At 47.6% G+C, this 14,500-nt stretch carries 13 protein-coding genes and 1 riboswitch; of the genes, 8 read left to right on the forward strand and 5 right to left on the reverse strand.

What is annotated here, in order from left to right:
* Both WCO51_02840 and WCO51_02845 read right to left on the reverse strand, forming a co-directional pair.
* Window positions 1-344: hypothetical protein (locus tag WCO51_02840; GenBank protein ID MEI6512193.1), on the reverse strand; the 344-nt coding region annotated here is incomplete at its 3' end.
* A gap of 230 nt (window positions 345-574) precedes the next feature.
* A complete protein-coding gene (locus WCO51_02845; GenBank protein ID MEI6512194.1) occupies window positions 575-2,020 on the reverse strand; it encodes a menaquinone biosynthesis decarboxylase in 1,446 nt (481 codons plus the stop codon).
* A 252-nt stretch (window positions 2,021-2,272) separates the two neighbouring features.
* A riboswitch (TPP riboswitch) is annotated at window positions 2,273-2,380 on the forward strand.
* A 159-nt stretch (window positions 2,381-2,539) separates the two neighbouring features.
* On the opposite strand from WCO51_02845, the gene WCO51_02850 reads away from it, so the two are divergent.
* From WCO51_02850 to WCO51_02875, 6 genes are all read left to right on the forward strand, one after another.
* The gene (locus WCO51_02850; GenBank protein ID MEI6512195.1) at window positions 2,540-3,223 is read left to right on the forward strand and encodes a hypothetical protein; all 684 of its coding nucleotides are present in this window, start codon (window positions 2,540-2,542) and stop codon (window positions 3,221-3,223) included.
* Window positions 3,224-3,434: 211 nt separating this feature from the next.
* A complete protein-coding gene (locus WCO51_02855) occupies window positions 3,435-4,172 on the forward strand; it encodes a zf-HC2 domain-containing protein (GenBank protein ID MEI6512196.1) in 738 nt (245 codons plus the stop codon).
* Between the two features lie 26 nt (window positions 4,173-4,198).
* Window positions 4,199-4,966: a hypothetical protein gene (locus WCO51_02860; protein MEI6512197.1), complete on the forward strand. Its 768-nt coding sequence runs from the start codon at window positions 4,199-4,201 to the stop codon at window positions 4,964-4,966.
* A 261-nt stretch (window positions 4,967-5,227) separates the two neighbouring features.
* A complete protein-coding gene (locus tag WCO51_02865) occupies window positions 5,228-6,289 on the forward strand; it encodes a serine hydrolase (GenBank protein MEI6512198.1) in 1,062 nt (353 codons plus the stop codon).
* A gap of 167 nt (window positions 6,290-6,456) precedes the next feature.
* Entirely contained in the window at window positions 6,457-7,473 is a 1,017-nt protein-coding gene (locus WCO51_02870; GenBank protein MEI6512199.1) for a hypothetical protein, read from the forward strand.
* Window positions 7,474-7,756: 283 nt separating this feature from the next.
* Window positions 7,757-9,490 (forward strand): glycoside hydrolase family 36 protein, encoded by a 1,734-nt coding sequence (locus tag WCO51_02875; protein MEI6512200.1) that lies wholly within the window; start codon window positions 7,757-7,759, stop codon window positions 9,488-9,490.
* A 30-nt stretch (window positions 9,491-9,520) separates the two neighbouring features.
* On the opposite strand, the gene sigH is transcribed toward WCO51_02875, so the two are convergent.
* Window positions 9,521-10,156, reverse strand: a complete 636-nt coding sequence (sigH, locus tag WCO51_02880) for an RNA polymerase sporulation sigma factor SigH (GenBank protein MEI6512201.1) — start codon at window positions 10,154-10,156, stop codon at window positions 9,521-9,523.
* 205 nt (window positions 10,157-10,361) lie between these two features.
* On the opposite strand from sigH, the gene hpt reads away from it, so the two are divergent.
* Window positions 10,362-10,910 carry a hypoxanthine phosphoribosyltransferase gene (hpt, locus tag WCO51_02885; GenBank protein ID MEI6512202.1) on the forward strand — a complete coding sequence of 183 codons (549 nt, stop codon included), beginning with the start codon at window positions 10,362-10,364 and terminating at the stop codon, window positions 10,908-10,910.
* Window positions 10,911-10,916: 6 nt separating this feature from the next.
* On the opposite strand, the gene WCO51_02890 is transcribed toward hpt, so the two are convergent.
* Together WCO51_02890 and WCO51_02895 are read right to left on the reverse strand one after the other, a co-directional pair.
* Window positions 10,917-12,302 (reverse strand): CCA tRNA nucleotidyltransferase, encoded by a 1,386-nt coding sequence (locus tag WCO51_02890; GenBank protein ID MEI6512203.1) that lies wholly within the window; start codon window positions 12,300-12,302, stop codon window positions 10,917-10,919.
* Window positions 12,303-12,359: 57 nt separating this feature from the next.
* A complete protein-coding gene (locus WCO51_02895; GenBank protein ID MEI6512204.1) occupies window positions 12,360-13,208 on the reverse strand; it encodes a hypothetical protein in 849 nt (282 codons plus the stop codon).
* A gap of 59 nt (window positions 13,209-13,267) precedes the next feature.
* On the opposite strand from WCO51_02895, the gene WCO51_02900 reads away from it, so the two are divergent.
* Window positions 13,268-14,134 carry a DNA glycosylase gene (locus WCO51_02900; protein MEI6512205.1) on the forward strand — a complete coding sequence of 289 codons (867 nt, stop codon included), beginning with the start codon at window positions 13,268-13,270 and terminating at the stop codon, window positions 14,132-14,134.
* Window positions 14,135-14,500 lie beyond the last annotated feature (366 nt).

Genomic DNA, 14,500 nt, shown 5'->3' on the forward strand with positions numbered 1-14,500 from the left:
CTGCGGACGACTGTCGGCTGACTATCGGCAGATGGATAGGCGCCATGCACATCCGACGGGACCCCACGCATCGGCCCGTTCCGCCACATATGGGCAACTTTGAACTTGTCCTCGAAGTTCTTATAAGCATAAACATCATCCCCCCGATCATGCCGCTGCTCCACAACCTCATAAGGCGCACCCTCCGGCTTCCCATCAAGCGCTACGGTTTCCCATTTGCCATCAGCATTAATATGAAACTCCCCCGCCCACCCACTGGGCGTTTTGATCCACTGGATTCGGCATAAGTCATTGCTGAGGATAATTTCTTTATCGTTGATTAGATAGGTGGGTTTGTTTGGCATCGTAAGCACTCTCCATAGGTTCTGGAATTAGTGTGGCACATAGGTTGGTAAGGAGGCAAGAAGCGCCCTTCGATATGGCCTAACGGCCTACTCAGGGAAGCGGATTCGGGGTAGTGGCTAGCAGCCTCAGCATCCCTGAGTAGCGGCGCGCAGCAAAGAATTCCGAGACCTTATGGGGTCTAGGCTGGTCACGAAAAGAGAAAGCTGTTTGCCTCTTTCGACACCTACTACTAGATGCCTAGCTCTTTCCAGATGGAATCGATATGATTTTTTACCTCGGAGGACATCCGTATCTCGGGGGGCCATTCTCTTGGGAAACCTTCGGAGGGGAGTTTATGGGTGCAATCCAGGCCAAGCTTGCCACCAAAACCCATCACATCTGAGGCATGATCAAGTACATCGCATGGCCCTTTGACGATAAGAGAATCTCTGGCAGGGTCGGTGTTTGCGCCCATTCGCCAGATGCATTCGCTGATGTCCTGCACGTTCACATCGGCGTCGAAAACGAAGATGTATTTGGTAAACATCATCTGCCCCAAACCCCATAGGGCATTCATGATCTTGAAGGCATGACCCGGATAGCGTTTCTTAATAGAGACCAAGGCGACGTTATGGAATGCGCCTTCGATGGGGAGGTTCATATCGACGATTTCTGGCAGGGTCAGCCGGATTAAGGGCAGGAAGATGCGCTCAATAGCTTTACCCATCCATCCATCCTCCATCGGCGGAATGCCTACAATTGTTGCCGGATAAACGGGTTTCTTGCGTTGGGTGATGGCGGTGATGTGGAGCACAGGATACTCATCAGCGAGGCTGTAATAGCCGGTATGATCGCCGAAAGGGCCTTCCGTTCGGCGCTCCAGGGGATCGACATAGCCTTCAATCACGATTTCACTATCGGCAGGCACTTCGATATTAAGCGTTCGGCATTTGACCATTTCCACAGGACTATGTCGCAGGAAACCAGCAAAGAGCATCTCATCAATTCCCGATGGCAATGGGGCAATTGAACTGAAAATAACCGCAGGGTCTCCCCCCAGGGCAACGGCAACTTCAATTCGTCGATTTTTCTCTTCCGCAAGCCGGTAATGCTCCGCGCCCTCTTTGTGCATCTGCCAGTGCATCCCCGCCGTGCATTTGTCAAACTGCTGAATACGATACATCCCCACATTGCGCTTGCCGGTTAGCGGGTCGTGGGTGAAAACAAGTGGGAGGGTGATATATCGACCGCCATCCATCGGCCAACAATGAAGAAGGGGGTAACGGTTAAGATCAACGTCTTTACCTTCAAAAACGACCTCCTGGCAGCGTCCTTCTTTAACGGTTTTTGGTGGGAGAGAAGCCAAGCGTCTGAGTTTTGGCACCATACGGAGCTTTTCAATAATGCCCTTTGGGATTTCCGGCTTGATAAGCTCAGTGATTTCGTCGGCAATACTCTCAAAATCATCCACCCCCAACGCCATGCTCATTCGTTTTCGACTGCCCATGGTATTGATGGCAACGGGGATGTCAAACCCTTTCGGCTTTTCGATAAGCAGCGCAGGGCCATCCGTTTTCATCATCCGATCTGCTACTTCTGTGATTTCCAAGTGCGGATCGAGCGGATACTGAATACGCTTCAGCTCCCCTTCTGTTTCCAATCGAGTTAAAAATTCCTGAAAGTCCCGATAAGCCATACCCACACCTCCGACACAATTCAGCTTACCACGGTTGATTGGAATTGTTCAATTAGGCAATCCCAATGAGGGGGTTAGTAGGCTTCGCCCCTACGGTGAACTGGGCTACATCTGAAAAAGAAAGAACCCTATCACCTAACACCTTAAAACGGACAGGTATTTTCACGGGTTTCTTAATAAATTTACCGTGTACATTAAAGTTTAAAAAATTCCTTGGTATAATGTAAATTAATCGGCGCTCGGTGCGCCGAGTGCGACCGCTAGGGGAGCCTTTGCAATAAGGCTGAGAGTCCCGCTACAGGGAGACCCTTTAAACCTGATCCGGTTAGAACCGGCGAAGGGAAGTTGTGTTGTACACAAAAGCCTTCCTTCAATCTTACGCCGCTTCCGAACTCCGGACGCGGCGGCTTCTTTTTCAACGTTTTTTCAATCAAATTCCCTGTATTATTGACAGGAGTAGTATTTAATTATATAATACTCTTTAGTGTAGTTTAATATTTGCAAAGGAAGGTGAATTAAATGGTAGACATCGGACGTTGGTTAAATGCGGGATGGGAAGCATTTCAGCGAAATGCAGCAGCTTTTGTTATAGCAACAATAGTTGGTTATTTGCTCGGTATGGTTACATGCGGAATTCTATTTCCAGTTATGTTAGCCGGTTGGGCATTGATGGCGCTGAAGGCGCTGAAGGGCGAAAAGGTCGAAATTGGCGACTTGTTTAAGCCATTTGATAAGTTCGGCACCCTCTTCATACTCTGGGTGTTGTTATTTGTCATAACAATTGTCATATACGGCATTATGTTCGCTTCGGCTTTTATACCGATCTTAGGCATTCTTATGCTCTTGGTATACCTAGTGCTTTTTGCCTTAACTCCATTAGTTTCGTTCGTAGTCTATTTTGCTGTGTTTGAGATTGTCGACCGCGGCACTGATGCAATGAAAGCTCTGACAAACGCTTGGAACGTTGTCCAGAAAAACATGGCAATGTTTTGGGTGGCAGGCTTAGTACTATCGATTGTCTCATCTATAGGCAGTGTAGTAGTTGTAGGTATTCTTGTTACGCTTCCAATTGCAATGATTGCTTTTGGAGCAGCCTACATGGATAACTATGGCGTGGCAGGGGCGCCTCAAGTTCCTCCAACCACACCGACCCCAACTCCTCCGGCGCCGATGGCTCCTCCTGAGGAACCACCAATCATATAACCTTAAAGTCAGGTGTTAGAGTTAAAAAAGGCAGCATTCGCTGCCTTTTTTTATTGCCCCCTAATGTTCTTCAGAAAATCACCCGATACTTTTATGGGGTGGTTTCCGCCTTCTTTATTTGCGATTGTTATGGTGGTTTTATCTGTTCTGTCCTGGCTTTTGATAATAGGCTCAAATTGAGCATTTGACCAGGTAAATTTCGGGGGGAAAGATGTTCGGAAAGTCGAAATGCACTTCGATCCAAAAGAAGTTCTGGGCTTACTTAGTTGACGAAATAAGCTCGGAACGCGAGAAAGCGCGATTGGTAACTCATGTCGCTTCCTGTGCCGAATGTCAGTTTGAATTGGCAAAACGGCGAGAAGCGCTCGCTTTGCTCCTTAATCAGGATACATCCATTAAAAGCCAAATCGGAGAACCTGATATCAAGCCCAAAGCCAATACAAAACGAGCCACCAGGTCACCTCTTACATTCGCAGCTTTGGTCGCATTGACGGCAATTGGAATGGGATTAGGTTGGCGGGAAGTCGGAATGCCCAAAGGGACCTTTTTCAAGTTTGCATCCGTCAATCAAGCAAGTTCTGCCCAAAATACCCCTGCAGAACAGTCAAGTTCTTCTGTTGCTACTGAACAGACAGTTGAGGAAGAAGTTCCGGCTGTTACTTTGGCTGAAGCTGTTCCTGTAGTCAACGAGCCAGGTTTAAAGACTGAGGCGCCGGAAGATAAGCCTTTACTCTTAGCGCGCACGATAAGTCCCCAAACTACTTTAAGAATTGCTGCTAAACGGCAAGTCGTTGCTCGTCGCCCAGTTACACCCAGAAAACGTATTGTTACCCATCCCCGCCCTAGAGTTCGAATTGCCAGACAACACACCCCTGCGCCAAGACCGGCTGTTGCGGTCTATGCGCCGAATGGTGAACTGGTCGGCTCTTCGGCGGTCGAACCTAAATAAGAAACTGATTTCATGTCAGGGAGGAAATGATGATTCGATTAGTGTGGATTTTAAGTTTAGTTTTAATTGGACTATCAGCAATTGCTCAGGTAACAGAACCGGCAGTTGCCACCGACACAACAATTTCGCCTCGGATTACGATTGATGCCAAAGGATCGGATATTCGCGATGTCGTTCACAGCGTTTTCCAGCAAGCGAAAATGGACTATGTGATGGAGCAGTACTCACGAGGTCTCGTGTACTTATCCGTCCATGACGTTCCTTTAGAGCGAGCTTTGCAAGCATTGAGCGATGCCGCCAATATCCAGTTTGTTCTTAAAAGCGGAATTTATATGGTTGGGCCAAGGCCGAAAGAGAGCGTAGTTACCCCAGCCCTTGCACCGGTTAAACCGGTTGTTGATTATCTGTCGAAGACCATTACAATAAACGTCACCAAGGAGCCCATCGCCGAGGTTGTGAAGTCACTCGCAACCCAAACCGGCGCAAATCTTGAACTCGATCCAAACTGCCCATCTTATCAGGTGAGCATGTGCCTTCAGAGTAAGTCATTGAAAATCGCACTTAATGCTTTGAGTAATGCCGCCCCATTAATCTATTCAAGCATGCCCGATGGAACCATCAAGGTTCGCATGAAGACCACTTCGATCCAATCGTCGAACAATATCACCGGTGTTGAGCTAGGCAACGGCCCTCTCCTGCGAACTTGCGCTCGATGCCACCGAAATAACGATAACGAATGGCGCTGGTGCCCCTTCTGCGGCAAATTTATAGGCAAATCCGAGGGTACGAAGTAACTCATAAATTGAAATATATTGCATTCAGCCTGCCCGAATAATTCGAGCAGGCTTTTTCTTTTATGATGTTCGCCTGACGACTAAAGTCGCGGCTGTTAATAGCCAAGTCCGCCTAGGCAGTCTCCTGAAGGGGCGCGAAGCGTCATGGGTAACTCTTTCTCGATTCGTCATCTAGCTTCTTGCCTCTTGCTTCTTTCTTCTCACCCATCGCCATCCTAAACAAGTATTGACGCAGGATCGGAAGTGTGATAGACTTCGGTTATGTTACGGTTGATGAATGCGCTTAATGAACTCATGAAACAGGGAATTGCGGATGAGGCTTTCCCTGGGGCGGTTTGTGCGATCGTTAAACCGAATCAGGTTATCCTTCGAGAAGCTTGGGGGTTAGCCGATCCGGAAAGTAAAACGCCTGCGGCTATCGATACCATCTATGATATCGCCTCATTGACAAAACCGATTACAGTAACTGCTGTGGGGCTTCTTATCGAAAGAGGGAAACTCTGTCTGGACCAAATGGTTACCTATTGGCTTCCTGAAGCAGAGCATTTGGCTGCGGTCACCCTTCGCCAACTCATCACCCACACAAGCGGACTGCCGTCTTGGAAAGATTATTTTCAAGTTGGGAGGAACAAAAAGGCGATCTTGGAAGCAGTATATGCGACGCCACTGGAAGCCATGCCCGGTCAGCGTTATTGTTATAGTGATGTCGGCTACATCCTCCTCGGAGCCATTATAGAAACAGTGGTAAGGCAGCCATTAAATGACTTCTTGCGCCAAAATCTTTTTGAACCTCTCGGGATGAATGATACGAGCTATTTGCCGAATCAATCTCTCAAATCCCGTTTTGCCGTCACCGGTCATTGCGTAACAAGACTAAATCAAACCCTCAAAGGCGAGGTGCATGATGCGAATACAGCCACGATGGGAGGGGTAGCGGGTCATGCCGGCCTTTTCAGCGCTATCAATGACCTAATAATTTTCGCTCAGACTATCTTAAATGAAGGCCAATTTGAGGGAAAACGCATCCTAAGTCCGGCGACTCTGTGTGAAATGGCAACTAATCAAAATGCCCCCAATATCGAAGCCCACACCTTCGGCTGGTTTGCCTATCCGAACGGTTATCACCCACGTGCCGATTTGCTTTCTCGGCAATCATTCGGTCATACAGGTTTCACCGGAACCGTTATGGTTTTCGATCCTGCAATTAAGAGCGCACTCATTCTATTAACGAATCGTATCTACTCCGATCCCGAAGCTGCGAGATTTCCCTTATACCGAAAACGCATCTTAAATATCATGGCTGCCATCGCTTCAGAGATGTGATTTCTCTAATCTCTTCTCTATCGGCTATAATATGGCGTTATATAAGCGCACGCAATTATTTTGGATAGATTTCTGGCGTGTAACATTGCCCAAAAGAGCGGTCAAGGAATGACCGCAAAATTATAAAACTGACCGCTTGACGGTCTATTGGATCTATGGAGAAATGTATGAAACTAGCATCTGTATCCCGCAGTGCAGCCCTTTTGGTTGCTCTAATCACCCTTACGGTCGTCGCAATTGCCGAGACCACTATTCCAACTCCGAAGCTTGAATGGAGCGGATATGTTCAAGGAAGATTTACCGATGTTATCGGTAAAATGCAGGCACCCCCGACCCCGGCTGATACCAACTTTGATGTCAAACGCGCTTATTTGAACCTGCGCGCAACAGTTGGCGATCACTTTGGGGCAACCATTCTCGTCACAGGACAGCCGAAAACCATGGTAGTAGAAGCCTTTGTTGATTACATCGACAATCCTTATCAAGCTCGCCTAGGACTCTCGCGCATTACCTATGGCTACGAAACAGGTCTTTCCTCAACCAAACTTATCACCCTAGAACGCTCCAAGGCAATCAGCGATCTCGTTTACACGCCATTCCTTTATGATCGCGGCGCATTTGTTTATTATAAACCGGCAGTTGGATTCAATCTGGCTCTTGCCATCGTCAACGGCAATCCTCCCGATGTCTCAACTGACCCTAACGAAGCGAAAAATCTCGATGGCCGATTTGGTTATCGCAGCAAGGGATTTGACATTGGCGTATCGGCTTATACAGGGAAGTTGGCCTATAACACAAAGGGAGAGAAGCTTGACATACCGTTATCGGCGGATCGATTTGGTTTCGATGTCGAATATATAAATGGCCCGATTGTTTTGCTCTCAGAGTTAATCTATGGAGAAGACAGTCAATTGGATGGACCGACCATCAAGCGTCAAGGCGGTTATGTCACAGTGGGATATCGCCTTCCAAAATCTAAATTCATGCCTTATCTACGCTATGACTGGTACGATCGCGATTTAGATAACAATATTTCAGCCGATGATTTCTCCCGCGTAACGATGGGTGTTAACTGCTACGTTAATACATTTACTCGACTTACGTTGGAATATGAAGCGATCAACGATGAAGTAGAATTCGAGCAAGACGGCCGCCTTACCGCCCAAGCTCAAGTAAACTTCTAAGGCTCGATCTTCAAGCCTCACCCGCTTTGCGGGTGAGGCTTGTTTGTTTGAAGCAATCTCAAAGTGGGACTTCGCCCCCTTCGTCTCTCAGAGACGTCATTCCGAGCTTGTCGAGGAATCTTCCTGGAAGCCTAGCGGTTAAAACCGCCAAGTAAGTATTAAGTTGAACCTAAGACTGACTGCTCTTCGATACGGCACGCACGCCTACTCAGAGTTAGAAAGTTATTTTAAAAGAAAGAGACTTTGGAGCCAGCAAGACGTCTGAGCTACAAGGAGATAGTCTATGAACAAGACGATTGAATTCGAAATACTTCGAAGTGCGCCTTGTGGCGTGGTATTGACGGGTGGAAAATGCGCTGAAAAGGTGGAACTCATTCGGCAATGGAAAGGCGAGTTCTGCAAATCGAAATTGATCAACAGAGGAGCCACCCCTGCTCGGATTAATCGGGTCGTGCTCTTCCAAATTGCCCACAACCTCCCAGGAGCAACTTGTCTTTACGGCGAAGGCTTCCAGATGCTTTCACAAACTGGCGGGACGCTAGAAAAACCAGCGGATATCGGCACTCATACCGACCGCGACCACATTCGCCTTCCAGCGCCTGCGAATATAACTGTTGTCTATGGATTGCTCACCCTTTCTCCTCCAAATGCCGACCACATCCTGATGGCCTTCACTTCCTGCCGCCGATTTTCAGGGGCATTTCATATTCTTAAAGGCTCTATTGAAGTTGTTATCGATACCGAAGACCTTGTCCTTGAACCCGGAGAATGCTGGCAACTTGAAGAGTTTATGTTCAAAGCCGGAACGGATAAGAATGCCCTGCTCACTGAATTAGCCGACCGCATCGCTGTTTACCATCCGCCACTACGGTCTGAAGCTGTTCCAACCGGTTGGTGTTCGTGGTATTGCTTTGGACCCGAAGTAACGTCCGAACAAGTTATCGATAACTGTGATTTCATTTCGTCCCAATTACCTGCGCTCAAATATGTGCAAATCGATGACGGCTATCAACCGGCAATGGGCGATTGGTTGGAAACGGGTCCGGCATTCGGAGGAGGTGTGCAGACTGTCCTCAAGCATATTCGAGAACATGGATGTGAACCCGCCATCTGGGTCGCTCCTTTTATTGCAGAAGAAAGTTCATGCGTCTTTCAGAATCACCCTGATTGGTTTTTTAAAGATAGTAACGGCAAACCGCTTCGTTCCGATTTAGTGACATACGGAGGTTGGCGGCGAGGTCCCTGGTATTCGCTTGATGGATCTCACCCTGAAGTTCAAAAGCACCTTGAGAGCACCTTCCGTACGATGCGCGAGATATGGGGCTGCACCTATTTTAAGCTCGATGCTCAAGTTTGGGGAGCCTTACATTGCGGTAAGTTTTTCGATCCAAAATCCACTCGCGTTCAAGCCTATCGCCAGGGAATGGAGGCCATTTTGCGCGGTACTGGAGACAGCTTTATCCTTGGATGCAATCATCCGCTGTGGCCTTCATTTGGGCTTTATCACGGAGCGCGAACCTCCAATGATATTTACCGCGATTGGTATTGGGTTTCCCATGTAGCGAAAGAAACTTTTCATCGCAACTGGCAGAATGGTCAGTTCTGGTGGAATGATCCTGATTGCTTCCTCCTAACCGGTGACCTTCCGGATAATGAGTTCCAATTCCACTTAACAGCTACCTACGCATCTGGAGGAATGCTGCTCTCGGGTGATGATCTTACCAAACTCACTCCTAAACAACTTGGAACACTTCGCAAGCTAATTCCACCCACCGGCATCAGCGCACAATTTACGGACGATACCTTCCGGATTGGCTTTATACCTCTTCCCGATAAGCTCATGATATGCCTCTTCAACTGGAGTGAAGAGCCGCAATCGCTCTCTGTCTGCTTGCCATATCCTTGCAGAATTACAGACTTTTGGACAGATGAGTGGACTGGCTATCATGAGGAAGAGTGCAAAGTCGAAAACATGCCCCCGCATTCGGCAATGCTATTAACCTGCGTTCGAGATTAAGAAAAGCAAAGCTTTTGTTATCCGCACAAATCAATCCTTGAGTAACATCCCTATTTTTCTCTTCACCCTTTGCAACGCATTATCAACTGACTTTGCATGGCAATGAAGCTCCTGACTGATTTCAAGATAAGACATGCCTTCCAAATAGCTTAATAGCACATGTGATTCCAGATCACTCAATGCATGCTTAACAGCTTCGTGAAGATTTGGTGGGAGCTTGCGGCCAATCAGGGAGTTCTCCGGGTTTGAACCGGCCAGATCCGGAAGCACATCTAGGAGCGAACTGTCGTTTCCCTCGCCAAGCAGTGATGCATTAAGAGAAACATAAGTGTTTAGGGGGATGTGTTTTTGGCGAGTAGCTGCATTAACTGCCGTAATAATCTGTCGAGTCACACACAACTCGGCGAAAGGACGAAACTTAGAAAGGCGCTCGCAGCGGAAATCTCTTATTGCCTTATATAGCCCAATCATCCCTTCTTGAATTACATCATCATGATCTGCGCCAATTAAGTAGTAAGTGCGTGCCTTGTTTACCACCAGAAACCGATAACGGGTCATTAAATACTCGGCAGCCCGCTGGCTGCCGTGGTTAGCAAAGCGAACAACTTCTTCATCCTGAAAACGGGCAAAGCAGATAGTTTCATCCTGTCGACAGCTTAACCCCATTCTTTTTTCTCCATCTGGTGGTCCTGGCGGATTACTTTATGCAATCTTGAGCAAAATCGCGCCCATATAACCGTGCGTGCTAGATTTAGTTTAAAGGAAAGTGTATCTACCTGTCAATAGTCCCTAAGTTCTTTATAACGCATTTTTCTGAAAAATGTTACAGTCATGCAGGAATTTTCTGTTTTATATAGAATATGCTTCTCTTATGATGCCATTTGGTAGTGATATAGCCGAGATACTTATCTCAGAGAAAGATTTACAGAAGCGAGTCAGACAACTTGGCCGGCAAATTTCAAAGGATTATGCGGAGATGAATCCCTATTTGATCTCAGTGCTTAAAGGCGGCCTCTATTTTTTGGCAGATCTGACCCGAACCCTTACTATCCCCCACTCGATAGATTTCCTCGCCATTTCAAGCTATGGACCCTCTTCGAAAAGCGGTGAAGTGCGAATCACCAAAGACCTGGATGAGAGTATCGCCGGCAGGCATGTGTTGATTGTCGAGGACATAGTCGATACAGGGCTAACGCTAAGTTATATCTCCCGCAACTTGGAACGCCGTTCCCCAGCTAGTCTGACTATTTGTACATTTTTGGATCGCCCTTATCGGCGTATTGCCGATGTGCCCATTAAGTACAAGGGGTTCGATGTGCCCGATAAGTATCTTGTGGGTTATGGGCTGGATTGGCGCCAGAAGTTTAGGAACCTTCCCTATCTGGGCATTCTGAAATCCGACAAGATCGAGGAAGTGTAGTAGTAGCTATTCTTTTTCCTGCAGACCTTCTGCAATCTGGTCCAGCAGTTTATAAGCCCCTTCCTTGTCATCCGGCTTCAAAATGCCTTCGATTATTGCATCGGTGAGAGCGTCCTTAAAGTATCCTACCTTGGGACCTTCTATAAGGTGAAGATGCTCCATAATCTCTTCACCTGAAAGGGGGCTGACCGCTTTTGTGACATCGAAATCCGCCCTGACTTTAGCGACTCGTTCTTCCAGCGATTCAAAATCAGGACCTCCTAAATCTTCCCTACGGGCTTTCGCGTCGGCTTTGCAGAGATCGAGCATAGGTTCAAACAGATCGCCCACATCACGCACCAGTCGGCGCATCGCGGCATTATTCCATGAGGGATCGTATCCGCCAACCCTCATGTGGAGCCGTACCATATCAGCTATCTCCGCAATTTGAGAATTCGGGAATTTCAACCGCTGAAGTACCTCACGAGTGATATCGGCGCCAATGACCTCGTGGTTGTAAAAATGAACTCGCTCATTCGCATCTTGGCTATAGGTGAGGGGTTTGCCTACATCATGAAAGAGAAGCGCGATGCGAGTTTCCGTGCTTGTATTCGGATTTAATACATCCAGCGCAGCCATGGTATGATCCCATACGTCGTAAATGTGATAGTCATTCTGAGCCATCCCACGCATCGCCGTCAATTCAGGGGCGAATTGCTGAAGCAGCCCAGTCTCGAACAGCATAGCTATTCCTTTGGTGCAATTGGGCAAGGCCATTATTTTAATGAATTCATCTCGAATGCGCTCTTCGCTGATTATCTCCAACCGAGACGCCGTTTCTTTGATCGCTTCATAGCATTCGGGAACTATAATAAAATTAAGTTTGACGGCAAAACGGATGGCTCGAAGCATCCTTAAAGGATCGTCCGAGAAAGTTGCTATCGGATCGAGGGGTGTGCGGAGCACTCCCTTCGATAGGTCAAGTATTCCCACCTGAAGCGGATCGATAAGTTCGTTGGTGTGCAAATTCCGCATGAGGGTATTTATTGTGAAGTCACGCCTTCGAGCATCATCGGCAAGTGTGGCGGGGACAACATCAGGATGGCGGCTTTCACTTTGATAGCTTTCTCTGCGAGCGGTGACCAGTTCGACTGGTACCCCGTCGATGCTAACCATCGCCGTTCCAAACCGAGGATACACTACTGGTGTATGATCACAAATTCGTTGGCGGTAAAGAAAATGAGCCAACTCCAGCGCATCTCCTTCGAGAACGATATCGAGGTCTTCCGGAACGGGTAACTTAAGCAGTTGGTCTCGCACATACCCGCCAACGAGGAATAACCGGCTCTCATATTCCGAACCGATAGTCGCCTGTCGCAGCAAATCTAACGTAGTTTCAGTTGCGCTCCTCATGCCGGGGATTATATCCGATTTGGGAGTATATATCACTCAGGGAAGCGGAAAGGAAGCTCAATAGACAAACTTAGCTCCATCGGGCGGGGATTTTTTGAATAACTTTTCGCTAGGAGTAGCATCGAAATCGAAGTCAACATCGAAATTTCCGCGGAACTTCAGGCTTAATGAATTATAGGTATAGCTGACCACCATATTCTTAGGCAAACCGGTTTTTTCATCCATACTGAATTCATATCGCTCGAGTGGCTTGTCGGTATCGGCATCCAGCTTTGAAGTGGGTGAAAGCTTGGCTCGCAGTTTAATATACTTCTTGCCGTCAATCTCTTCCTTCCCATCATTTTCAAGCTGCATCCCCCGAAACCAATGCCAATCACCGCGAAGCCCCCTTAGGACAAAACCAATATCGCCGGGAAGCATAGCTTGCAACTGAGAGAGAAACTCCTCACGATCTTTGGAAGCATCTACTTGGGAAAGTTCATTCGATGCCTCTCGATAGTACCAAAGCGTTAAACCGTCTGAAACAATCTCCCTGCGCACCCGCTTTTCGCCAAAAAGCTCAGTCAAGTCGGCATGAATCTTGTTTGGAGCTTGGAATGCTAAGAATAGGGAATAAATTAAAGGCTCAGAACCCTCTGTTGAGTATTGATATGAACCTTTGAGGTCGAGAGTAACCGTATTGGTTGCCCGACAAGCAGTCTGCATCCGGTTTACAGTACGCTCAACCCATTCACGATAAGCTTCTGCCTTTTGCTTTAACTCCAGTTCTTCCTTAGGTTGCTTCTTTTGCTCATCATGTGAAACTGCAGGGATTTCAGGCTTATCGACAACCTGATCTTTAGCGTACACATAAGTCGCCTGTAAAGCTAACACCGCTATTAATATCCAACACTTAGGCAGATGCATTCTTTCTCCTAACTCCTTAGACGGTATTCCATATCGTAATGTTCGTCATAATAGATAGAATGAAGCAAGGACGTATTGTTATACCGCAGTCTGAGTTTGATATTGGCCTCTGCGTGTTGAGTGGACAGACGTTTCGATGGGAGCAGGTCGGAAACTCATGGGTTGGAATGACAGGTCGTGATATAGTACGCCTCGAACGTTTCGACGATGAAGTTGCCTATGAAACAACTGGCGATTTCGAGGCTATTCATTCCTTTTTTCGCTTCGATGCCAACCTTGAGACTATCCGAAGTATGATTTTGGAAGAAGATCCAAGTTTGGAAAGCAGGATGAAACGGTTTAGCGGTCTGAGAGTGCTGCGCTGGCCTAATGCGGAAGAATGCCTCTTCAGCTTTGCCTGTACTTCAAATAACAATATCCCCCGCATCATAGGCATGATTAAGCGCCTGTGCGATCGTTATGGCGAAACAATAGTCCAATTGAATGGAATGTCATTCCACACCTTTCCGAGCGCAGAAACCATCCTTGAGACCCCAGAGGATGCCCTAAGAGGTATTGGCTTCGGTTATCGAGCACGGGTTATTAGGAACATTGCCTCAGAACTACTGAAGCGCGGGAATAAATGGCTAGAGAGCTTAAAGAAGTTGCCATATAAAGAGGCTCACGCGGAGTTGATCACTCTTCCTGGCGTTGGGCCAAAGATTGCGGATTGCGTCTGTCTATTCGGCCTCGACCATTTAGAAGCCGTCCCTATCGATACTCACTTATGGCAAGCTGTCAGCTCATGGCATCTTCCTGAGTTAAAAGGCAAATCCCTCACCGACCTACGCTACCGACAAGTCGGCGATTACATCCGCTCCCGTTTCGGCGACCGAGCAGGGTGGGCTCACCAATACCTCTTCTATGCCCATTTAAAAGGTGAATAAAAAAAGAAGGATTATCGAACGGAGACAGCTAATAGTAATAGGTGGAAAGCGAGAGACACGGATTTTCTATGTAGGGGCAGGGCTTGCCCTGCCCTCCAGAGGGCGTAGCAAGCTACGCCCCTACATCTGAGTAAGAAGGCTTCAGCAGGGCGTTTTGCTCTGTTACCGAAACATCGATTTGATTATGGATAAGAGGGTGAGTAATGAAAAGAATTATTTGCGTGATGATTATGCTTGGCTTGGCTGGGAACATCTTTATCTTCTCCGGCCATTCCAAAGCAACTGCAGGGTATGCGCAAACCGTTAATAAGGGCCAAAGTGCGAAACCTATCGATGATAAAAATCCACCACCGCCCGAAGACAAGA

Source organism: bacterium (assembly GCA_037131655.1).
In the GTDB taxonomy this organism is placed as follows: domain Bacteria; phylum Armatimonadota; class Fimbriimonadia; order Fimbriimonadales; family JBAXQP01; genus JBAXQP01.

What these genes read in the sequence shown, in the direction of transcription:
- sigH (MEI6512201.1), bottom strand. Translation starts at nt 10,156, where the DNA reads ATGGGGTTAAGCTGTCGACAGGATGAAACTATCTGCTTTGCCCGTTTT.
- WCO51_02850 (MEI6512195.1), top strand. Translation starts at nt 2,540, where the DNA reads ATGGTAGACATCGGACGTTGGTTAAATGCGGGATGGGAAGCATTTCAG.
- WCO51_02855 (MEI6512196.1), top strand. Translation starts at nt 3,435, where the DNA reads ATGTTCGGAAAGTCGAAATGCACTTCGATCCAAAAGAAGTTCTGGGCT.
- WCO51_02900 (MEI6512205.1), top strand. Translation starts at nt 13,268, where the DNA reads ATGAAGCAAGGACGTATTGTTATACCGCAGTCTGAGTTTGATATTGGC.
- WCO51_02895 (MEI6512204.1), bottom strand. Translation starts at nt 13,208, where the DNA reads ATGCATCTGCCTAAGTGTTGGATATTAATAGCGGTGTTAGCTTTACAG.
- WCO51_02845 (MEI6512194.1), bottom strand. Translation starts at nt 2,020, where the DNA reads ATGGCTTATCGGGACTTTCAGGAATTTTTAACTCGATTGGAAACAGAA.
- WCO51_02870 (MEI6512199.1), top strand. Translation starts at nt 6,457, where the DNA reads ATGAAACTAGCATCTGTATCCCGCAGTGCAGCCCTTTTGGTTGCTCTA.
- WCO51_02860 (MEI6512197.1), top strand. Translation starts at nt 4,199, where the DNA reads ATGATGATTCGATTAGTGTGGATTTTAAGTTTAGTTTTAATTGGACTA.
- WCO51_02875 (MEI6512200.1), top strand. Translation starts at nt 7,757, where the DNA reads ATGAACAAGACGATTGAATTCGAAATACTTCGAAGTGCGCCTTGTGGC.
- WCO51_02865 (MEI6512198.1), top strand. Translation starts at nt 5,228, where the DNA reads ATGTTACGGTTGATGAATGCGCTTAATGAACTCATGAAACAGGGAATT.
- WCO51_02890 (MEI6512203.1), bottom strand. Translation starts at nt 12,302, where the DNA reads ATGAGGAGCGCAACTGAAACTACGTTAGATTTGCTGCGACAGGCGACT.
- hpt (MEI6512202.1), top strand. Translation starts at nt 10,362, where the DNA reads ATGATGCCATTTGGTAGTGATATAGCCGAGATACTTATCTCAGAGAAA.